This window comes from Niabella aquatica (genome assembly GCF_054779315.1).
Genome location: NZ_BAAGYM010000021.1, coordinates 52,109 through 74,954 on the forward strand (window position 1 = coordinate 52,109; position 22,846 = coordinate 74,954).

The window sequence follows — 22,846 nt, forward strand, 5'->3', positions numbered from 1 at the left end:
TAATTATTCAAACATTTTTATCAAAGCGCTAAAGTCCAGCATCCCCAGGTTCCTTTCTATTAGCAGGCTCATTTCCTTTTGAACCAGTAATGTTCCCGGCAAGTGTAATCCTGCATTCAATGCCGAATCATTGGCAATACGCAGATCTTTGTTATACAACTGAAGCGTAAAGCCCGGAGTAAATTCATTTGCTATTATTCGCTCACCAGCTACTTCCAAAGCCTTGCTAGCAGCAAAGCCGCCCAGCATAGCTGCTCTAAGCCGTACCAGATCCACACCCGACTTTTTAGCCAGTGTAAAGGCCTCCGCTATCCCCTGAGTAGCCAGTGCCGTAGCTATCTGGTTACAGGATTTGGCAACCTGCCCGGCTCCGTTATCCCCCATATGTATCACGCGGCTCCCCAGCACCTCAAACATCGGTAAGGCCCGCTCAAAAGCGCGCTCACTGCCACCCACCATTACCGAAAGCGTACCGTTTACCGCTCCCTGCTGTCCGCCGGATACAGGCGCATCCAGGCATTCCACATTTTTTTGTTTCAACCGCCTGCTGATATCACGTTCAGCAGCTGCATCTATTGTTGACATGTCAATATACAAAGCACCGCCCATCACGCTTTCTATAACCCCGTTTACACCCAATACCACCTCCTGTACCTGCGATGTATCTGGCAGCATGGTTATAACTATATCGCTTACGGCAGCAACTGCTGCTGGTGACTTCAGTAATGTAGCCTCCAACGCCTGCAACTCTTGCTGTGTAGCTGTATTTTGAGTGCAAATATGCAGTTTAAACCCGGCCTTGATAAGATTTAGAGCCATTGGTTTGCCCATTATGCCCAAACCTATAAACCCAATATTCCTGTCTTTTTCCATTTGGTGCATTTATAAAATTTATACTCCATTGCTCAGTTGCGATTTCATCGCCGATACTGCTTTCCCGGCCCCATTGCTGATAAAAAAAGCATCAGTTCCATAAGCAAAGAACCGTACACCCATATCGTAATACTTTTTCAGTTGATAAGGATCTGATAACAATATACCCACCTGCTTATTAAACCTTTGTGCTGCTTTCACAATAGCATCAACCGCAGCGGTAAACGAAGAATGATCCAATTGTCCGAAAACACCCAAAGCCATAGAAAGATCAGAGGGGCCGATGAATAAAACATCCACCTCTTTAACAGCAGCAATAGCCTCTAAATTTTTAATCGCATTTATCGTTTCTATTTGAATAACACACAAAAGTTCCTCGGATGCATACCTTTGGTATTCATCAAACCGGGCACCATATTCCGAAGCCCGGATCAGCTTTGCCACGCCCCGTGTTCCCTTTGGCGGATAATACATCGCACTAACCGCCGCTCTCACCTCATCAGCAGTTTCAATCCGTGGGCACATAACTCCCTGCACACCAAAATCAAGCACCTTATTAATTCGCTGGCGCTGGTTACCTTCAACCCTTACAAAGCATGATACTTTCTCAGGGTCAATCCCCTGAAGCTGATGCAACACATCCGTTTCTGATCCCATCCCATGCTCCAGGTCTATCATTACCCAGTCAAATCCTGCGCTGGCCACTATTTCAGCAACAACTGCATTTCCCAGGCTAAGGAAAGTTCCCGTTAACATTTCGCCGTTTCTTAAACGGCTTTTCAGGTTATTCATTCATATCATTTTTTGAAAAAACTATTTTATATCAGGCATGCGCTCAAGGCATTTTTTCTTTACCAGGCAAGTCAATCAAATAACTTCAACAAAAGAACTTAAAATATCAAAGAACAGCAACCTCATAATTTGCAAAAAAAGAGACAATCTTTGCCCTCCCTGTTGGTAGTTCACTACCATACAGGCAATGGGTCATTCTGTATTGGCATTGAAGTTTCTTAATCTGGAAAATGTTACATTTGAAAGAGATTTTTGATATTCACGTATTAAATACTTAAAGCAACAGCTCTTGTCAATATGAAGCCAATATTAATTAAAAACAGTCCTCCCCCCGATCATTCTTTCAGTATAGAGGAACGCATCAGTAAGCGCTTCAGCGTTCCTTACCATTTTCATCACGAGTATGAGTTAACTGCAATTTTAAAAGGAAAAGGTTCGAGGTTTGTGGGCAATAATATTTCCCGGTTTGACGACACAGACATGGTGCTGATCGGAAAAAATCTACCTCACCACTGGCATAACGATAACACCGAAGAGGAAACTCCTGAAGATTATATAAGAGCCATTATTCTCAAATTTGACGCCGACTTCAACGGCATCCGGATTTTTGATCTGCCCGAAAATTACCAGATCCAAAGAATCTTGAGCAAGGCCGACAAAGGCATCCGGATTATCGGCGAAACTTTTGACAGGCTTATCCATTTAATGGAACGGCTGCTAAACGCAAAAGGGCCGGAAAGAATTTCCTTATTACTTAAAATATTGAATGAAATTGCTATCTCCAGCGATATTGAGGTACTGTCTGATACAGAATATCTGCCACAGGTAAAAGAAAACGATATAGACAGGATGAACAGGGTTTATGATTATATCCTCAGGCATTATTTAGGAAAGATAAGCCTTCCGGAAGCCGCCTCTGTAGCCTGTATGAACGAAACGGCTTTTTGCAAATACTTCAAGAAAAGATATGGGAAAACATTTATACAGGTAGTAAATGAAACGAAAATCAGCCATGCCTGCCGGCAGCTTATGGAAGATGATGTTACCGTAACCGAAGTTTGCTATTCCAGCGGGTTCAATAATATATCCAACTTTACCAAATCGTTTAAAAAAATAATGGGAGTAAGTCCCAATGAATATAAAAAGAAAGTCAAGAGAATGGATACTTAATGATCAACTGCGCCCATATTATTTAAACAACTTTTCGCTTACAGAATTATCGCCGCTCCATATCTTTTGCTGCGTCCATCTTACCGGAGGCATTGTCCAGAACGGATCCGCAGGTGGAATACCTAAATGAGTGAACCCCATTGTGCACATATACAGCGCCCCTGTATAATTATACCAATCGCGGGCCCCGGGCTGATACCCCACCACTCCCGCATTCAGCCAACCGCAGGCATCAAAGGTACCCGGCATTTCCATCATATTCCTCACTACCGATGTAATGGCAGCCCGCGTAGCACCGGGATGAAGCGACCCTGGTAAGCGGCCGTTCCGGAAAACCGTATACTCCAGTTGTTGCAACATAGCTATCCTGTAAACAGATGAGCGCCCCATCACCGGAAAAGTACCTTCGGGAGAGATCAGGTGCTCTGTAATTTCAGCATATCTTTCGCCACGGTTGATGGCATCTGCCAGGGCTTTCTCTACACACATACCCATTTCACGGCAGGTTCGTAAGGTTTCTGTAAGTAAAGGCGAAATAACGTAACTGTTATAATAATCCCAGTGAAAATCCGGCCCGTCTCCATAAACTCCATCTCCCAGGTACCATTTTTCATGCTTTTCAATCGCATATCGGATGGGTTCTTTCATGCAGGAACCGGTCAGTTTCCAAAGTGCAGTTTCTATAATAGCAGGGAATAATAACCAGTTACTCTCATTTGGTTTAAAGTCACGGTGTGTTTTTAATGCATCTGCAATAGAACGCTTCTGGGCAGTGGTGAGCGGATCCCACAACTGCTTTTTTGCCAGCAAAAGCGGATACGCGACGTAAGCTGCATGTACAATACGCTCCTGGGTAGCCCCTCCAAACAAATAATCTCCCGATGCAGGATCGGTGGCATTTACCAGGCATTGCCTTGCCAGTTGTATATACTTGGCTCTCAGCTGTCCTTCGGGCGACGCATCTTCTCCCAGCGACAGCCAGGGTGCCATACCCGAAAGCGTTCTCCCAAAAGCCTGTAATGGCGAAGTATGCAGATTATCTTTACGGGTTTCCCAATCCTTTACCGGTAGTAATTGCCGGAGTTTTTTTTTGATAAGGCATCCAGCACGGGATCTGAAATTTTCACCAGCATGTTGATAGCATAATCCCTGTCTTTGTTTCCACTTATTACCGGAACGGGACTCCATGCCCTGGAACCTGCAGAAAGTAGCTTATACACTTCACTTCCTGCCAGCAGAAAAGCGCCGGTTCCATAGGTTTCGCTATCCTCATATTTTACATTTGTAGGAGCATCCCCTACTTCCTGAACATATCCCAGCTTACCATTAGGATGCAGCGATGTTATCAAAGCTTTCCATCCTTTTTCAATCACCGGAAGAAAAATTTCTTTTTCCAGCAGGTGATTATTTACGCCCCATGTCATGGCATATACAAAAAATCCCGTGCCGCTCGATTCCTTCTGAGGATAGTTTTGAGGATCCAGCAGGCTTTGGCTCCAGAATCCGTTTGGCATTTGAAGTTGCTTCAGTTTATAACACATCTGCCGAAACTGGTTTTCAAAAAAACCGCGCGATTTGTGATCCTTAGGCATGTATTGTAATATTCTGGCAAGTCCTCCTACAACCCAGCCGTTACCCCGCGACCAGAATATCCTGGCACCATTAGCAGATTTCATTTTAAAAAACCGGTCATCCCTGAAAAATAGACTATCCCCCGGCGCATACAAATAACCGGAAGTACGTTTCCATTCGCGAATCATATGATCCATGTATTTAGGCTCTTTCTTCAATATGGCCAGGCGCGCATACGCCGGAGGCGCCATAAAAAGGGCATCGCACCAGGACCACCATTCCCACCAGTATTTATTTTTATCAAAGGTGATATCAGGATCCAGTTCCCTTTGCATGGTAGCATCCATCACAAATCTTGACTTATCAATCATATAATCCAGGCCTGTTATTTCATACAGCTCCAGGAACACCTGCGATATGGCCAATACATTGGCATCGTAAGGACGGGCTACCGGTTCCCAATTCACCGTTCTTCCCATATCCATTATCGCATCGTAGTACTTTCTGTCAGAACAGGTTTGGTATAAAGCCATCAAACCTGTATAAAAAGGCGCATACTCCCAGGAGTTCAACTGCTTGCCCGTCGGATTATTGAGTTGCCAGTCGGCCACTTTTTTCATCACCGATAAAACATCCTGTGGTCTTGTTCGTTCAAAAAGATTCTTGATTCCATCCGCTCCGGGTAAAGAAGCGGCCAATATGCTTGCCCGGAAAAAGACAGTGCAAACAACAACAATAAATACTCTGTTCATACTAATCAATGATTTTAATACATTAAGCCAACCGCCGTATACAGCAGATACCCGGAATTTATATATCCTTTCATATCCTGCTCAAGCAATCCTCCTATAAGAAATCCAAAGTAACAACACCTGCCCTGATCCCCCAACTTCAAATTTTGCTAATACCTGTACAATTTTTGCTTTGTTCGTTAAGATTTCAACGAATCATTTGAGAAAATAATAGAAGCTATCTTCTATGTTTGTGTGAGAATGAGCAGCAAGTGAGCTTTCAGTTTAATCATAACAACTAATTAGTTTAGGAGTAAAACCAGCTGATAATAATTAAAAAAAGCAAGTTTAAAGTATTAATACTAAAAAAATCAGAAGAGTTGAATATTTTGAACTTCCTGAAATTGAAAATTCCAAAGTTAAAAGTGAGGAAGCGATTATCGAAATTAAAGTGTATATAAGTATAAGTAATACCATGGAAACGCAAAAGTATTTAAGAGTTGTTCCTCTTTAGTGGCTCCCCGTTTGCAGATTATAAAGAGGGCCGCAAAGTAAGCCTGAACGGAACTTTTTGCTGATAGTGCTGGCCGGACAGAATTGCTTTTGCAGTTTGAATGCCCATCTCATAAAAATCTGATGATATTGTGGTAACACCGTTTAAGATAACTCTTTTAAAAGGCGTTTCATTGTAGGATATTATACCCACCTGCTCCCCTATTTTCAACGATGTAGGTTTTATTTTTTCAATCAGCGTAACAAGATCATCGTCAACCATGTTCACAAATACATCGCCCAGTTTAACAGGCTCATTTGCTACATTGTTGATGATTTTGTAAGAGAAAGCGTTGTCCTGGCAAAAATGTATAAATCCTTTTTTTATTTCGACGGGGAAATAACTGTTGACCGGGAAAATTAATTTTATGGTCTGATATTTTATTAATCTTTCCAGTGCTTCAGTAAGCACCTGGTAAATATCATGTTCATAATCAATATATACTGTACTGAACGGACCTTTTAACTCAGGCAACGACTTATCTAATAATACCAGCTTATCTTTTGGAATTAAATCGATTAATTCATAAGCTCTTTCGCCGCCTTCGATAAAATGAGGTATAATTACGTAATGGGTATAATGATCTTTTGCGCCTGATAACAATCTTTTAAATAGCTGGAAATCGTTATTGTAAATATAAAAGTCGATGCTTGCCGTATCGCCTAATTCATTTACCAATGCATCATAAGCTTGCTTTTTAGGAATACTAAGTTTATTGAATAGCAAAAAAATCCGTAGTTGCCGCCTGAAAGTTGTATTTTCTATAAAGTATCCCCGTCTTGGAATAGCAGTAATCACACCTAATTGCCGCAGGTGCTTATAACCTCTTTCCACCGTGTCCCGCGCAATGTCCAGCTTTATACTTACTTCATTAATAGAGGGCATGCTGTCTCCGGTCTTTATCGTGCCTTTTTCAATTTCTTTAAGAACTGTGTTTACAATCTGAAGATATTTTGAAGTACTTGAATAGGGATCAACTTCTATCAGATCAAATATGTGTTGCTTTTTCATAATGCATAAACCCGCTTAAAAAGCCAAGTTAAAATTAATGTTGCATATAACACATTTTAAAAATAATTATTTTGTCTGAAACTGGTCGGGTCAACACAGGATAGGAATTTATAACCATAATGGTAAGTTTGTTTATTATTAATTCTTATGACGACTTTGCTTAATACAAAAACGATGCACCCGCGTGATCAGATTACTTTAGTGATGAAGCGCATTTATGACAGGGTACTGACTACTACTTCAGGCGGTAATTTATCGATAAGGGATGATGAAGATAACATTTGGATTACACCTTCCGGAGTGGATAAAGGTTTACTAAAACCAGCTGATATTATATGTGTAAAAAAGAATGGTGAAATAGTTGGTGTACACCCGCCGTCTTCCGAATATCCGTTTCATCTGGCTATATACAAGCAAAGGCCCGATATAAATGCTGTAATTCACGCACATCCGCCAGGTCTTGTTGCTTTTAGTATAGTTAGAAAAGTACCTTACACCAGTGTTCTCCCTCAGGTAAGAGCCTTTTGTGGTGAAATAGGTTATGCTGCCTACGCAATGCCAGGCACACATGAACTGGGAGAAAAAATTGCCCGGGAGTTCGAAAAAGGTCTGGATGTGGTAATAATGGAAAATCATGGCACTGTGGTTGGAGCCTCGGACATTTCAGAAGCCTATCAAAAATTTGAATTAATTGAGACGACTGCCAAATCTATTTTATATGGCAATCAACTGGGCACATTAAAATATCTTACAGAAGAACAAATTGATGAACATTTTAAGCATTTTCAAAATAATTTACCCGCTCATGAAAATTCCTTTTCCTTCTCTTCAGATGTTAAGGAAAAAAGAACAGATATTTTTAAGATCGTTAAAAGGGCCTGCAGACAAGGATTAATGCAAGGTGCTTTCGGTTCGATATCCACTCGCTGCAATGATAATGACTTCTTAATTACACCAGAAAAAATTTCTAAATGGGATATTAGCCTGGATGATATCGTATATATTAAAAATGGGAAAGTGGAAATTGGAAAACGCCCAGACAAATCAGTACTCATACACCAGGCTATATATCAAGAGCATAAAGATATTAATGCCATTATTATTACACAGCCGATATACCTTACATCATTTGCAATAACAGGAGCCACGTTTAATGTCAGAACGATTCCCGAGACGTGGATCTACCTGCAGGATGTAAAAACAAAAAAATTTGGATCTCATTTTTTTCAAGAAGATGATTTAATTTCAAACATAACGCCGGATTCTCCTGTACTTATATTAGAAAATGAGGGAGTGATTGTTACGGGCAATAAACTCCTGCAGGCATTTGATTATCTGGAAGTAGCAGAGTTTAGTGCCAAATCAGTAATACTGTCATCTTCCCTGGGAGAGATGATACCAATAGATAATTTAGAAATCGACGAATTGGGAAAGGTAATGAACAGATGGAAAAACTACGAATGGAAGATGTAGGGTTAAAAATCATACAAGTATATAAATAATACTATCATGAACCATAAGTATGCAATTATTTTAGGAAACCTGGGAAATACAAGAGACCGTTTTTGCCAAAGTTATAAAAACAACCCCGGTTCTGAAGAAATGTTAATAATGGCGCTTGAAAAAATGCCACATATACAGGGGATAGAGCTGGTTGGCACCTGGGACATAAGAGCAGATAATGTTGGAGACATGAGAAAGCGTTTGGATGATGCTGGCGTTGCATGCGCCAGCATCATCCCCGATACTTTTGGCAACGCCCGCTTTGGGAAAGGAAGTATTACCAGCATTGATCAGGATGTTCGTAAAGAAGCATTAGATTATTTGCGGCAAATGAGCGAAATAGCGCTGAGGATGGATTGCAATATTGTTAACCTTTGGTTGGGGCAGGATGGTTATGATTACCTCCTGGCTACAGATTATAATCAGGAGCGTGAGTGGTTGAGAGAAGCCATCACTGCACTGGCTACAGAGTTTCCAGATATTCGTTATTCTCTTGAATACAAACCCAAGGAACCTCGTAATTTTTCTTATCATGCGAGAATGGCAGATACGATTTTAGCCGCAAAGGAAACAGGATGTAACAATGTTGGAGTAACTATTGATACCGGGCACAGTTTCTATGCCGGTGAAAATGTGGCAGAAGCTGTAGTGTTGGCTAAGCGCGCAGGCGATTTGCTTTATCATATGCATTTTAACGACAATCATGGCAGCTGGGACGATGATATGATTGTAAGCAGCGTGCATTTTACCACATATGTTGAATTATTGTTTTGGTTGAAAAAAACAGGATATAACGGATGGATATCGATGGACCAATATCCCTATAGAGAAGACGCAGTAGATGCGATTTCAGAGAGCATCTTCTGGGTGAAAAAATATGAGCAAATTGTAGATAACCACTACGATGAAATTGAAACGCTCATAAAGCAAAACGATGCAATCCAAACCTCCCGCTTCTTACGGAAATTGATTATTTAAAACAATGTTCAAAATGTTATTAATCATAACATTCCCCAAATAATAATTAGAATGATAATAAGCCATCAAATTACCCAAAGAAATTAGCCGGAAAATATGAAACAAAAAACTGACGTTATCGCTGTTTTTGATATTGGAAAGACTAATAAAAAATTACTGCTATTCGACGAGAAGTATAATCTGGTTGAAGAAAATATCATCACGTTCGATGAGATTTCTGACGACGATGGATTTCCATGTGAGGATATTAATGCTTTGGAAAAATGGGTGCTTTCGTCCTTTGATCAATTGAAAAAATCAACTCAATTTCAATTGCGTGCTATTAATTTTTCTACCTATGGAGCTTCATTGGTATATATAGATGCAGGCGGTAGCAGGGTTGGGTATTTGTACAATTATTTAAAACCCTATCCTCCGGATTTAATGCAAAGATTTATTGCTGAAAGAGGAGGCAGCGAGTCCATAATGAAAAGTACCAGTACGCCGTTAACAGGCCATTTAAACGCCGGGCTACAACTTTACTGGTTGAAACACGAAAGGCCAGAAATATTTAAAAAAGTACATACAGCGCTGCATTTGCCCCAATACCTTAATTATCTTATAACAGGATGCACAAAAGCTGAAATTACAAGTTTAGGATGCCATTCTGCGATGTGGAATTTTGCCGAAAAAAAATATCACCAATGGCTTGATGATGAAGCAATAAAGGACAAGTTAGCAGAGGTAATCAAAGGCGATACCGTTACGCCTTGTAAAAATGAATATACTAACGATACAATACTAGTAGGCTCAGGGCTGCACGATAGTTCGGCCGCGTTAATTCCCTATCTGTTCTGTTTTGATCATTCGTTTATGGTGCTCTCTACCGGAACCTGGGTTATCAGCCTTAATCCTTTTAGCAGCGAATTACCAACTGCTGCAGAACTTGGTGCGGGATGTTTAAGTTATCTAAGTTACAAGGGCAGTCCGGTAAAAACAACTATGCTGTTTTCAGGCAATGATCATCAGCAACAAACACAAAGAATTGCCGATTATTTTAATGTAGATCAACTTTTCTATCAATCTGTAAAGTATGAAAGCAACATTTTAAATCAACTAGATAAAAATATCGATCTGAATTTTTCTGATCTTAACAGCACGATGCCCAGTCCATTTTCAAAAAGGGATATCCGGCGTTTTAATAATGCCGAAGCAGCTTATCACCAGTTACTCATAGACCTTGTAGCACAACAAGCCGCATCTGCCAGAATGGTATTAACCAATAGCAATATCGGCACCATCTATGTAGATGGCGGCTTTTGTAAGAACGAGATTTATATGCAACTTTTATCAGAAATATTTTCCGATTACAAGGTATATACAGCAGCCGTTATGCAGGGAGCGGCATTGGGGGCAGCATTGGCAATACATAAACATTGGAATTTAACCCCGGTTGCTCCTGATATGATTCAACTAAAAGCCTGGAACCAATATAACAACGTAAACAGTTATTAGTAAATAAGAATGAAAACAGCTTATTGTTGACAGCAGCATCAGGTGTAATTAGTTAAAGTATCAAATAAATAATTCACTTCAATGAATCAGTGCGGTTGTCATTGATATAATGTATTCAGGTTTAATAAAGGCTCAGCCTGAAAAAAGTACAATCCAAACAATTTAATTATGAAAGAAAGACTTATCGGAATAGATATCGGTGGAACAAAATGCGCCATAACATACGGGCATACAGATAGAGATATCCTGCATCTCCTGGATGAAGATAAATTTCCGACGACAACTGTGGATGAAACTATCGCCAATATCATTACATCTGTTGAACAAATGCTTATAAAGCATAAACTGACAAGAGATGAAATTGCCGCCATAGGAATTAGCTGTGGCGGGCCTTTAGATAGTCAAACAGGCTTGATTATGTCGCCTCCTAACCTGCCTGGGTGGGATGGAGTACCGATTGTAGATAAAATCCGCAAACATTTTGAGATCAGAACCGGCCTGCAGAATGATGCTAATGCCTGTGCGCTGGCGGAGTGGAAATTTGGCGCAGGCCGCGGAGCACAAAATATGGTATTTATGACTTTTGGTACGGGTCTGGGAGCGGGTCTTATTCTTAACGGAAAATTATACTCCGGCACAAATGACAATGCAGGAGAATTAGGCCGCATCCGCCTTTCCGAGTTTGGCCCTGTAGGTTATGGTAAGGCAGGCTCTTTTGAGGGATTTTGCAGTGGAGGAGGCATAGCTCAAATTGCCCATATGCTTATAACAGCAAAACATCAGATGGGCATTGCCGTTAACTGGTGCAATTCTGCTGAACTTAACCAACTTACTGCGCAGAAAATAGCAGAACAAGCACAGAAAGGAGATGAACTTGCGCTGAAAATATTTGAAATATCCTCGCGAAAGCTCGGGCAAGGGTTATCAATTATCATAGATATGCTGAACCCTGAAACCATTGTTATCGGAGGTATATATACCAGGTGCCGCAGTCTGATGGAGGCAGAAGTACAAAAAATTATTGAGCAGGAAACCTTACCCAATGCACGTAAGGTATGCCGGGTACTACCTTCAGAATTAGGCGAGCAAATAGGGTCTTATTCAGCGCTATCCGTAGCAGTAGATATCTTAACCAAAAACAACTAATATGAAAGAATTAATATACCAGGGTTTGGACGAAGCCCGGAAAACGCTCAATCTGTTTATACAATCCGGGGACGCCCTCTATATAGATAATGCAGCATCGGTAATTACCAATGCGCTGCAGGCAGGCAACAAAGTTATCAGTTGCGGCAATGGAGGATCCTTATGCGATGCAGCGCACTTCGCCGAGGAATTAACAGGACGTTATCGGAAAAACAGGAGGTCCTATCCCGCGTTAGCTATTAATGACCCCGCCTATATTACCTGTGTAGGTAATGATTATTCCTTTGATGAAATTTTTTCCCGGTATGTTGAGGGCTTCGGACAACAGGGAGACGTATTACTGGCTATCAGTACAAGTGGCAAATCGCCCAACGTAGTAAGAGCCGCTAAGGCGGCGAAGAGTAAAGGCATGCATGTAATTGCCCTTACGGCTACAGGAAACAATCAACTATCAGCATCAGCCGATATCGTACTCGCCAGTCCTCAATCAGATTTTTCGGATCGTGTTCAGGAAATCCATATTAAAATCATTCACCTGCTCATTCAATCCATAGAAGTAAAACTCGGGCATCAGTAAGTAGTTCTCGAAATCAATTCATGTATCCGGATAAAACTGAGCCTATATTACTCCGATGAAAATATTTGCTGCAAAATCGTTCATTAATTATATCTGATGAACCCTAATCATTAGAATACGTAAAGATTCGTATATCTAAAATCCAAACCAGTACTGGTAAATCTCCAACCATAAAACATACTATCATGACAAAGCAAAAATCAGCAGGATTAAAAATACTTCCGGTAATGTTCGGCTTCTTTATTATGGGGTTTATTGACGTTATAGGTATTGCCACCAGCTATATCAAGAATGATTTCGCCGGCATGAGCGATACGGTAGCCAACCTTATTTCCCTTTCATGCTTTTTCTGGTTCCTTATACTCTCTATTCCCACCGGGATCATGTTAAATAAGTTGGGGCGTAAGAATACAGTCATAATAAGTTTTGTAATACATGGCCTGGCCCTAATTGTGCCCTTTTTAAATTATGATTTTACTTCAATATTGATATGTTTTGGATTGATAGGTATTGGCAATACCATGTTGCAGGTAGCATTAAATCCCCTGGTAACAAATGTGGTTGCCAAAGAGAGACTAGCAGGCTCGCTAACTTTTGGACAATTTGTAAAAGCGATTAGTTCACTAAGCGGTCCCGTATTAGCCGCATGGCTTGCCAGCAGTGTCTTTGGATGGCGGATGCTTTTCCCGGTTTATGCCGGATTTTCCCTATTAGGCGCTTTATGGCTATTAGCAACACGTATTCCTCAAGAAGATAAATCAGTGAATGAGCCAATTACCCTTAAAAGTGTTTATTCCCTGTTAGCGGATAAATATATCTTAACCTTTTTTATTGCAATACTTGTATTGGTTGGCGTAGACGTAGGTATGAATATCACATTCCCCAAGTTCCTTATGCAGGATTGCGGACTGGAGTTGGGTAAGGCGGGCTTAGGAAACAGTGTGTATTTTTTTGCGCGGACCATTGGCGCTTTTGCAGGTGGGTTAATGATGATGAAATTTGCAGAAAGTAAATTTTATAGATATAGCGTGTTTATTGCGCTGGCAGGATTACTTTTAATGTTGGTTAGTACAAACCTGCCGGTTGTGTTTGCAGGCGTATTTCTCTTTGGTTTGGGTTATGCTAATTTATTTTCCATTATTTTTTCACTTGCCTTAAAATATTCACCCGGTAAAGAGAATGAAGTTTCCGCATTGCTGATTGTAGGGGTAAGCGGAGGGGCTATTCTGCCACCATTATTAGGTATAATTACAGATATAGGAGGAACGCAACAGGCGGGTATCGCAGGGCTTGCTGTAGTATGGTTTTACATGGTATGGCTTATTAAAAAAGTACAATCTATTGGTACAGCAACTAACAAAGCAGCCTGAACATTAGAAATACGATTTTAAGAAATCTATTACTTGCTCAAAGACTTTTTGTAAAGGACCTTTCATAATGGGAAGCGTTTGTTACCACCTGCCTCCCATTATCGGTCTTAAGGCGGGGTCTTCCTGAAAATGCGAGCGCTTTGAAATTTGAATAATAGAAAGCAGCGGAACAGATTTGGTTGAATCAATACCGTTTCCTTAATGTACAGGAGGCCCGTATATTGCTCAGGGATTCCACGAATATGCACAGAACGTTGCACATATCTCAAATATTTGTGAGCGCCCTTCCAGGTGATATTACCTGAGGAAACGACATCGACTGGCCGTAAAACGTTCATCCAGACTATACTCTTCTGGGCCAGGCTTTAGCTTCTGCAGACCTGATAAATTTGAAGGTTCAAAATGAACGAAAAAGATCTCACAGTATCTATTATTTATAAGCCCACCTCGTTTCGGGTACCAAGTCTCATGTTGTGAGGGGATGTTCTGACATCACGGTAGCGTTGACTTTTTACGACTTTTATGAAAAAATAAAACGAAATTGTTGCGACATCGTATATTCCTATCATTACAACAATCCATGAAGCAATAACAAAAAGGGTCGTTACCTTGAGCGAAGCGCAGCGGAATCCAAAGGTCTCCTGTGATTTATGAGATTCTTCGCCGGCGTCGGAATGACGATTGATTATCATCATGTCGCAAACATGTCATTGGCAGCAAAGTGAGGAATCTGTCTCCCTTTCAGAAGAGGCCTCCTTACAGTCGGCATGACAACAGCGACAATTTGAAATGCACCATCCAAATAGCATATTCCAACCGGAGTCTTCGCTCCAAAATAGTTCTTTGGTGTAGGGGTATAGAGCTGGGCGCAGAGCGAGAAAGCAGGTGGCGATGCAGAACATGCAAACATGCTGTGCGATTAAAAAAAGGAAAGGTCATGGAAAATTCTAAATTGGCATATTAAATAGGGTTAACGATGTGTAATAGTGAAGAGGCAGCTGCTACGCTGCCTTCTTCAATTTCAGTCATTATCGTCTTCTATTTTAAAAAATACAGTTTATACAGCCCAATTTTAAATGCGCCCATTTGCCGGTAAAGGAGCCCTTTGCATTGACTTATATATCCAGTTATTCGAATCTGAAAGCTTAATTTGATAATTACCATCCGGATACTATTAGCATTACTACCTGGATAATGAATGCACGAAATCAAAATGATATTCGCCCGATCCCAACTTCAGATTAGCTCCTTCATTATCAATTGCTTTGCTTTTGACTCCTTTTATATTACCCATTTGCTTTAACACATCGCGTGCGATCTGTTCACTCGGCAAAACTATTTCAGCTGAAGTATTTGGAGGTATGGTAACTTTCAACGAAATACGGTCCCGATTGGTTGACCAATATACTTTGATTGTGCCATAGGCTGTCTCCAATGTTGTATTGCAGAACTTGAGCCTTTTATGAGGAACTGGATTTATAACAAAATGCTTATATCCCGCATCCCCTTCTGAAAGCCGGATTCCCCCGATTACCTGGTACATCCAATTGCCGATACTTCCATTTGCAAAGTGATTAAAAGAGTTCATATAAGGATCCCGCACATCACCGTTTGGCTTCACACCGTCCCACAGCTCCCAGATAGTAGTTGCCCCTTTTTCAAGAGGGTATAGCCATGAGGGAGGAGATTTTTGCCAAAGCAAATCATATGCTACATCCGCATATCCATTATCAGATAAAACAAAATTTATATGAGGAGTAGCCATAAATCCCGTTGTAAGCTGATCTCCCTTTTTTTTAATATCATCGACCAACAAGCGCACTGCCCGCTCTTTTAGTGAATCCGGAATACAATTAAACTTCAGTGCCAGCACGTATGCGCCCTGAGTGGGAGAGGTAAGCAATCCATCTTTACCGATATAATGACGTATAAAAGCAGCCTTGGTACTATCCAGCAAGGCGCTATATACAGATACGTCTTTTTCTCTTCCCAAAATACGGGCGCTGTTTACAAAAATTTCAATAGAATATATCATAAACGATTGAGCTACCAGTAGCTTATCTGCAGGATCAAAAGCAGTATGATCTCCATAATGGAAGCCCGTATTCCAAAGGTATCCCTTACAATTACGCTGAACATAATCCACCCATGACTTCATAGATGCATACTGATCCTTTAAAAACATCGTATCTCCATATGCTTTATACATTTGCCAGGGGATGATTGTAGCCGCATCGCTGTAACCGGATGTTCCATACCAGGAGCCTTTAACATCAACACTCGAATTAACCGACATAGGAACAATAAAAGGTACAGCCCCATCATCACGCTGATCAGCTTTTAAATCTTTCAACCACTTACCGATAAAGCCGGCAATATTCATATTAAATGCCCCCGCAGGCAAAAACGCATGTGTGTCTCCTGTCCAACCAAGCCTTTCATCCCTTTGAGGGCAGTCGATCGGTATTTCGAGGAAGTTACTCTTTTGCCCCCAGACAATATTGTGTTGCAGCTTATTTAATTCCTCATCCGAAGTATAAAATTTCCCGGTTGTTTTCAGGTCGGAATAAAGCGCAAACGCTTTTAATTCCACATCCTTCATAGATAGGCCCTCCAGTTCTATTTTAATATATCTAAAACCCTGATAAGTAAAATGGGGTTCATATACCTCCTGTTGGCCCCCTTTAAGTATATAGCAAATTTCCTGCTTTGCAGATCTCAGATTGGCAGTATAAAAATTACCCTCTTTATCAAGAATTTCAGCATGTTTCAACCTGATCTGATCACCGCTATTACCTTTCGCTTTAATTTGCACAAACCCGGCAAAATTCTGCCCGAAATCAGCAACAGTTTCACCAGCAGGAGTTTTAAAAATCCTAATAGGGTGAAATACTTCATGTTTCCTGACAAAAGGCGCAATAGTTGCCGTCAAATGATCCTTTGCATAATTCTCAACGGTAACAGCGTTCAGCACGTTATCATCAAACCCCGGCTCAATCCATTTATCAACATTTAAACGGGCATCAAATACTTCCCCATTATAAAATGAAGAACTGCGAACAGGTCCGAAACCATACTTCCAGGTACCGTCTGATAAAATTTCAATAACGCTGCCATCCATCAATTCCATTTCCATTTGCGCTAATAACGCCAGGTCTTTCCCATAAACCTCCTTGTTGCCACCATAAAAATGACCACGAAACCATCCATCACCCAATGTAACTAAAAAAGTATTGCCCCCCTTTTTTAATAAGGAACTAACATCATATGTTTGATAAAGCAAGCGCTTATGGTAACTGGTCCAGCCTGGAGTAAAATAATCCTCACTCACATTTTTCCCATTTATCTGTGCTTGATATAAGCCGTGCGCGGTTATATAAAGCCGGGCCTTTTTTACACCCAAAGGCAGTTGAAACGCCTTGCGGAAAATAGGAGATGGTCCATCAAGAGTGTCTTTCCCGCCCGTAGTAATCCATTCAGCTTTCCAGTCTTCCTGCTTCAACAATCCTGTTTCCCAAAATTTAATATCACTCCATGGCGATTCGTTGCCTCTGTTATCCCAAACTTTAACCTGCCAAAAATATCTTTGTTTGGATTTTAGCTCTTTTCCATTGTAAGCAACATAAGCTGACTGGCCGGAGATTACATTTTTAGTATCCCATTCAATCCCCTCGCCTTTTGCCAATCCGGAAATTGAGCTGGCAACCCTTATCCTGTAAGCCGTTTGCAAAATACCTTTTTGATTTGTTTTAAGCTTCCAGCTTAACCGCGGCTTTAAGCAATTTATACCCACAGGATTAGTAGTATACTCACAGGTCAGCTCATTAACCAATAAGGGCTGCGCATATACTACTGCTCCAAGTAATAAAAAAACTGAACCTGTAAAAAAATGCTTCGCTAATGTTATAAAATACTTTTTCTTATTCATTACTGTCGTTACTTATTTAATTTTCAAGCTTAATTTTTCTGAACTGCATCCTGTTGCCATTGCAAGGCTGAATTTTATGATCCTCTCAATCACTAAATAACTGGAGAAATAATAATGGAAATTCCAATAGTTTAAACGCCAAAGTAGTGACGTACTAAAACTATATTATATTTTAATTCCATCCGGGATTTTGTTGCCACAATGGCATCATAGACAACTCCGACGTTGGTATAGGAAATATCAAATGATTATTTGTCCATGACTTTCGGCGCCCCACAACCACGCGCTTCACCGTAAAATTATTTCCCGTTTTAGTCCACAACATACCGGTCGTCAATTTATCGGTCTTATCCAGGATTTTCCAGCGCCTAACATCCCAAAACCTGAATTCTTCAAATGCCAGCTCAACCTGCCGTTCTTTTTTAATACGTTCTCTCATTTGATCTTTGCTAAGCCCTGCTGGGAAAGGGGGCATTCCGGCGCGTTCCCTTATAACATTTACAGCCTGATACACGTCGCCTATAGGCCCGTAAGCTTCATTTGCCGCCTCTGCATAATTCAGGTAGATTTCGGCAAGCCTGTATTTCTTAAAGCGGGCTGTTCCCGCATTAGGATCCCTTTGCTGCGGATTTCTAAATTTCCTGAGATAATAACCATTATGCGTGCGTTGCTGAATACTGGAAATACCATCAGCCCCACCTATGTAAGATTGCACATAATGAGCCTGACCGTTTACTATACCATAATAGGCATTATTATACCAAACAGTAGCATAAAACCTCGGATCTCTGTTTTTATAAGGGTCGTTATCATCATACCCCGCAGCAGGATTTATAACAGGATTCAAATGATCTTCGTCTGAATATCCTAAAATGGGCTGTTCCCCGTTTTTCATATCATAGCTATCCACCAGTTCCTGTGACGGGCTGGCGCCTGCTTTATCACCACCCACCGAGGGGACCGCATGCATTCTATACATTAAATAACTAAATTCATGTGCTCTGTATGGCTTTATTTCAAAAATAGTTTCTTTGTCGCTTGGATTTACGCTAAGGTCGGTACGTCCAAAAAAATATGACTCATAATCTGGAAAAAGTTTATAGTTATTGGCGAGCAGGTCATTTAAAGATGCTTTTGAAGCTTTCGCTGATTCGATCCAAAAGTTCGCATCGCCGTCCGTATTCCATAAAGGACTTGCTGCAAATAACAATGCCTGTGACCGAATGGCATGCGCAATAGCTTTCGTAAAACGCCCTCTATCCGGCTCGTTTGTTATTCTATATGGGAACTTCTCTTCAGCAATAGCTTCATCACAATTTTTCTTAATAAACGCTGCGCATTCATTAAAAGACTGCCTTGGCAAATCAGCAAATTTATAGTCATCACCGAAAGGCTTGTCTACAACAGGCATCCCTCCAAACATTTTTATGAGTTCCAGATAGAAAAATGCACGAAGTGTTTTTGCCTCTGCAATTAAACGGGCCTTTAATGCAGGATCTGAAAATACAGTTTTCTGAATACCCTCCAGGAAAATATTAGTTTGCCGAACCGCCGCCCAATATTTTTTATAATAATTACCATTTTGAGAGGGGTCATTACTCCCTACAATGCCCGGTATATCAAGCGGGTTCCAATCAGGCCTCAGCTCTCCATTATACCAACGGCCCGGCCCCGAGCCCATCGCTTCCGGAAAAGAATTATCATGTGCTTCATCTGAAAAGCCCGCGAGCATAGTCCAGAAATCATACGCGGTTCCATATGGATTAATATTGTCATATATCGTATTAAGATATTCTGCTGCCATAGATTCATCTTGGAATACTTCATCCAAAGTCAGCCGCCCATCCGGTATCAGATCCAGAGGATCTTTGTTACAACTAAATAAGATGGGGAAACAGCATACTGCCAGAATAGAAATTATCTTTTTCATAATATCTTGAAATGAGTTATTTAAAAAGTAATATTAACGCCTGCATTATATAATCTATATACAGGATAGCTCAACGAATTAGTAACTTCGGGATCAAAATCTTTAGTCCTCATTTTATCCCAGGTAAACAAATTCATTCCATTTAAATATATCCGTACCTCCTGAGCTTTAATTCTGTCAAACCAGGTTTTTGGCAGACGAAATCCAATCTCTGCATTCTTCAAACGGATAAAGCTTCTGTTTTCAATAAAGAAATCATTAAAATCCCTTATACTGGATGATCCACCTAAGCTGAGTCTGGGAAACAATATTTCCTGTCCGGTGGCTGCTCTATCCTCAGTCCAGGCATTTTTATGTACCTCTCTGAAATCGGATATTCCACTTACTCCCGACATGGAAAGCGGTGCAGATATATTCCTGACACCTTGCAGCAAAAAAGAAAAATCCAGATTTTTATAATTAATGCTAAAAGCACTACCAAAAGTATACTCCGGCACAACACCTGAATAACCGATAGGTACCATATCTTTTTCGTTAATAATACCATCTCCATTCGAGTCCACATACTTAAAATCGCCCGGCCGCACGGTATACCCCACATAATTTAATCCTTCGTCAGAAATTTCCTTATACGAAGTATAATATCCGGGCTTTAATTTATAGCCAAATACCTGGCCCACTCTAGATCCTGTCTGGCGGTACCTGTATACATAATCAGCAGGCAAAGGAACTTCATCAGCATAAAGCACTTTATTCCTTGCAAAATTGAAATTAATCTTAGCAATCAAAGACCAGTCTTTGTTAAAGCGCTTATTATAATTAAGCTCTGTTTCATAACCCCAATTATGAACTATTCCAAGATTTATAGGGGGCAGCCGGCTTCCGGCAATACCATTAATAATTGGAATAGTTTTACGGTTAATAAGAATATTATCCCGTTTTTCCTTAAAAATATCGACGATTAAACTCAGATCATTCAATAGGCCAAGTTCAAATCCTATATTGGTCTTTTTGGCAATTTCCCATTGAATACCAGGATTACCAAGATAGTTTTCTACAATTTTCCCGCCTACTCCCAGAGACTGGCTATATCCTCCACCAGTTTCTCGCTGTATATCATCTAAATAAAGAAAACGGCGGTCTCCCAAACGGTCGCTTCCGACAATACCATATGAAGCACGCAATTTTAGTAAAGAGATTATTGTGTTATTACGCAAAAAGTCTTCATTCGAGATAACCCAGCCACCAGAAAATGTTGGGAAAAATCCATACCGGTGTCCTTTGGCAAATTGCTCCGACCCGTTATATCCTGCATTGAACTCTGCAAAATATTTGTTGTCATACCCATAGGACGCTCTGAATGCAATTCCGCGAAGATTATAGGGTATTCTGTCATTTGGCATGATGCGGGCTTCCTGTTGGGCAAGAAGCATAGCCGTTACATTATGCCTGTTTTTAAATACCCTATGATAATCTAAACTTAACTGGAAGTTAAAGAACGACTGAAAGGTAGAACTAGAACTGATACTTAATGGTTTATTATCAATCTCTGGAGACAATCGTTGATAAGTCACACTATCTTTTCCGGCCTGATTAGGTGTATTAGGGTCAATAGTCTGAATCCATAACTGGTACGTCTTTGACGCATTTAAACGATAGATGGTTCTGGTATCAAAAGATGCCATAAATTTAGCAGACAGTCCCTTGGTAAAAAAATCCAGGTCCTGTTTAAGGCCCCATGACGCTGTAATATTATTTCTGGTTTCCTGCCTGTAGCCAGATCGGTTTATTAGCGCCCAGGGAGACAAATTATATTCCCCTGTACCGATTAATACCTGGCCATTTGGAGCAAGAGGGCCGGGCATAACAACCGGGAAAAAATTGTATGTCCTTCTGAATATCTCACTGCTCTCTGCATTAGGAGAATTTACTTTTTCAAAATATCCCGCTGCATTTAAGAATGTACGCAGTGTACCAGAGGTGTTCAAACGGGCATCTATATTCGACCGGAAATTATAGCGTTTTAAATAGCTCGCCGGATCATATTGCTTTACACTCGGATCTACCTTCCATTGTCCGCCCTGATTCAATAATCCTACATTGACAAAGTATTGCACAAAATCTCCGCCACCGCTTAAATTTAAATTGTATCGTTGTTGAGGCACATAATCATTAAATAACATTTTCTGCCAGTTGTTATTAGGATATGCTTCCGGATAATCCTGATTTTTAAATCGTTCTAAAGCATAATCAGAATAAGGAGGCTGATTAACCGGGTCGTTCGGGTTTACATTTGGATTCTCATTTTTCCATGCTTCATTCTTTAGCCTGGCCCAATCATAAGAACTAACAATTGATGGAGTCCGGGTGAATCCCTGCAAACCATATTCATAGGTGAGGCCTATGGTCGGTTTTCCACTTTTGCCCCGTTTAGTCGTAATCAATATCACTCCATTAGCACCTCTTACACCAAATAAAGCAGTGGAAGAAGCATCCTTAAGGATCGATACGTTCTCAACTTCATTTGGATCAATATACGTAAGCTCACGCTCCACTCCATCCACTAATATAATTGGAGAGACACTATTTAATGTTCCCACACCTCTTAACATTAAACTCGTCATATCGCGTCCGGGTTCACCGCTCCTTTGTAAAACTGTAAGGCCCGGAAGCCTGCCGGCCAACGTAACAGCAAGGTTAGCAGCAGGGCTTTGTTTAATTTCTTTTGTTTGAATAGAAGCAATGGCACCCGTAACAGAAATCTTTTTTTGAGTACCATAAGCTACTACAATCACTTCATCCAGATTCGAAGTTTTAGCCGTTAAAGTAATATTTAGCACCAATTGATCTTCAATAACAACCCGCTTGCCTATAAAACCAGCTGCACTAAACATTAGAACATCTCCTTTTTGTGCATTTAAAGAAAAATTACCCGCAAAATCCGTTTTCGTCCCAACCAGTGATCTTTCTACCACCACTGAGGCTCCTACTATAGGGTTATTTGCACTATCCACTACCAGACCCGTTATTATTAAACTATCCCTGTAGGATAAATTATCATAACTCACATGCTCTATACCAACCCTTGAATTTGATGAATGCGGGTGTGCTAAGATCTCTATCACTATAAAAAACATTAGCACAAAACTTAAAAACCGTAACAGGACTACTTTAAGCCGATTACTCATTATTATCCTCATAAATACCAGTTTGATTCT

At 40.6% G+C, this 22,846-nt stretch carries 15 protein-coding genes; 7 read left to right on the plus strand and 8 right to left on the minus strand.

Annotated elements, in window-relative coordinates:
• Window positions 1–3: 3 nt before the first annotated feature.
• Together ACYVBM_RS16505 and ACYVBM_RS16510 are read right to left on the minus strand one after the other, a co-directional pair.
• A complete protein-coding gene (locus tag ACYVBM_RS16505) occupies window positions 4–873 on the minus strand; it encodes an NAD(P)-dependent oxidoreductase (RefSeq protein ID WP_460686794.1) in 870 nt (289 codons plus the stop codon).
• Between the two features lie 18 nt (window positions 874–891).
• Window positions 892–1,665: an HpcH/HpaI aldolase family protein gene (locus tag ACYVBM_RS16510; RefSeq protein WP_460686795.1), complete on the minus strand. Its 774-nt coding sequence runs from the start codon at window positions 1,663–1,665 to the stop codon at window positions 892–894.
• Between the two features lie 297 nt (window positions 1,666–1,962).
• Here ACYVBM_RS16510 and ACYVBM_RS16515 point away from each other — a divergent pair, with 297 nt between their 5' ends.
• On the plus strand, window positions 1,963–2,835 hold the full coding sequence (locus ACYVBM_RS16515; protein WP_460686796.1) for an AraC family transcriptional regulator: 873 nt from the start codon (window positions 1,963–1,965) through the stop codon (window positions 2,833–2,835).
• Window positions 2,836–2,853: 18 nt separating this feature from the next.
• Here ACYVBM_RS16515 and ACYVBM_RS16520 read toward each other — a convergent pair whose 3' ends face one another.
• From ACYVBM_RS16520 to ACYVBM_RS16530, 3 genes are all read right to left on the minus strand, one after another.
• The gene (locus ACYVBM_RS16520) at window positions 2,854–3,930 is read right to left on the minus strand and encodes a DUF2264 domain-containing protein (protein ID WP_460686821.1); all 1,077 of its coding nucleotides are present in this window, start codon (window positions 3,928–3,930) and stop codon (window positions 2,854–2,856) included.
• Window positions 3,897–5,159 (minus strand): glycoside hydrolase family 88/105 protein, encoded by a 1,263-nt coding sequence (locus tag ACYVBM_RS16525; protein ID WP_460686797.1) that lies wholly within the window; start codon window positions 5,157–5,159, stop codon window positions 3,897–3,899. Before ACYVBM_RS16525 ends, ACYVBM_RS16520 begins: the two co-directional genes overlap by 34 nt.
• A gap of 511 nt (window positions 5,160–5,670) precedes the next feature.
• Complete coding sequence (locus ACYVBM_RS16530; RefSeq protein ID WP_460686798.1) at window positions 5,671–6,702, minus strand: GntR family transcriptional regulator; 1,032 nt, start codon at window positions 6,700–6,702, stop codon at window positions 5,671–5,673.
• A gap of 147 nt (window positions 6,703–6,849) precedes the next feature.
• Between ACYVBM_RS16530 and ACYVBM_RS16535 the strand changes: the two genes are divergently transcribed.
• From ACYVBM_RS16535 to ACYVBM_RS16560, 6 genes are all read left to right on the plus strand, one after another.
• Entirely contained in the window at window positions 6,850–8,175 is a 1,326-nt protein-coding gene (locus tag ACYVBM_RS16535; RefSeq protein WP_460686799.1) for a class II aldolase/adducin family protein, read from the plus strand.
• Between the two features lie 36 nt (window positions 8,176–8,211).
• Window positions 8,212–9,183, plus strand: a complete 972-nt coding sequence (locus tag ACYVBM_RS16540) for a sugar phosphate isomerase/epimerase family protein (protein ID WP_460686800.1) — start codon at window positions 8,212–8,214, stop codon at window positions 9,181–9,183.
• A 96-nt stretch (window positions 9,184–9,279) separates the two neighbouring features.
• A complete protein-coding gene (locus ACYVBM_RS16545; RefSeq protein WP_460686801.1) occupies window positions 9,280–10,677 on the plus strand; it encodes an FGGY-family carbohydrate kinase in 1,398 nt (465 codons plus the stop codon).
• A gap of 168 nt (window positions 10,678–10,845) precedes the next feature.
• On the plus strand, window positions 10,846–11,823 hold the full coding sequence (locus tag ACYVBM_RS16550; protein ID WP_460686802.1) for an ROK family protein: 978 nt from the start codon (window positions 10,846–10,848) through the stop codon (window positions 11,821–11,823).
• A 1-nt stretch (window position 11,824) separates the two neighbouring features.
• A complete protein-coding gene (locus tag ACYVBM_RS16555) occupies window positions 11,825–12,400 on the plus strand; it encodes an SIS domain-containing protein (RefSeq protein WP_460686803.1) in 576 nt (191 codons plus the stop codon).
• 185 nt (window positions 12,401–12,585) lie between these two features.
• Window positions 12,586–13,770, plus strand: coding sequence for an MFS transporter (locus ACYVBM_RS16560; protein WP_460686804.1), 1,185 nt, complete (start codon window positions 12,586–12,588; stop codon window positions 13,768–13,770).
• 1,183 nt (window positions 13,771–14,953) lie between these two features.
• On the opposite strand, the gene ACYVBM_RS16565 is transcribed toward ACYVBM_RS16560, so the two are convergent.
• The 3 genes from ACYVBM_RS16565 to ACYVBM_RS16575 all read right to left on the minus strand — a co-directional run bounded on the left by ACYVBM_RS16565 (window position 14,954) and on the right by ACYVBM_RS16575 (window position 22,828).
• Complete coding sequence (locus ACYVBM_RS16565; protein WP_460686805.1) at window positions 14,954–17,698, minus strand: alpha-L-rhamnosidase; 2,745 nt, start codon at window positions 17,696–17,698, stop codon at window positions 14,954–14,956.
• A 172-nt stretch (window positions 17,699–17,870) separates the two neighbouring features.
• Complete coding sequence (locus ACYVBM_RS16570) at window positions 17,871–19,628, minus strand: RagB/SusD family nutrient uptake outer membrane protein (protein ID WP_460686806.1); 1,758 nt, start codon at window positions 19,626–19,628, stop codon at window positions 17,871–17,873.
• 20 nt (window positions 19,629–19,648) lie between these two features.
• On the minus strand, window positions 19,649–22,828 hold the full coding sequence (locus ACYVBM_RS16575) for a SusC/RagA family TonB-linked outer membrane protein (RefSeq protein WP_460686807.1): 3,180 nt from the start codon (window positions 22,826–22,828) through the stop codon (window positions 19,649–19,651).
• Window positions 22,829–22,846: the final 18 nt, after the last annotated feature.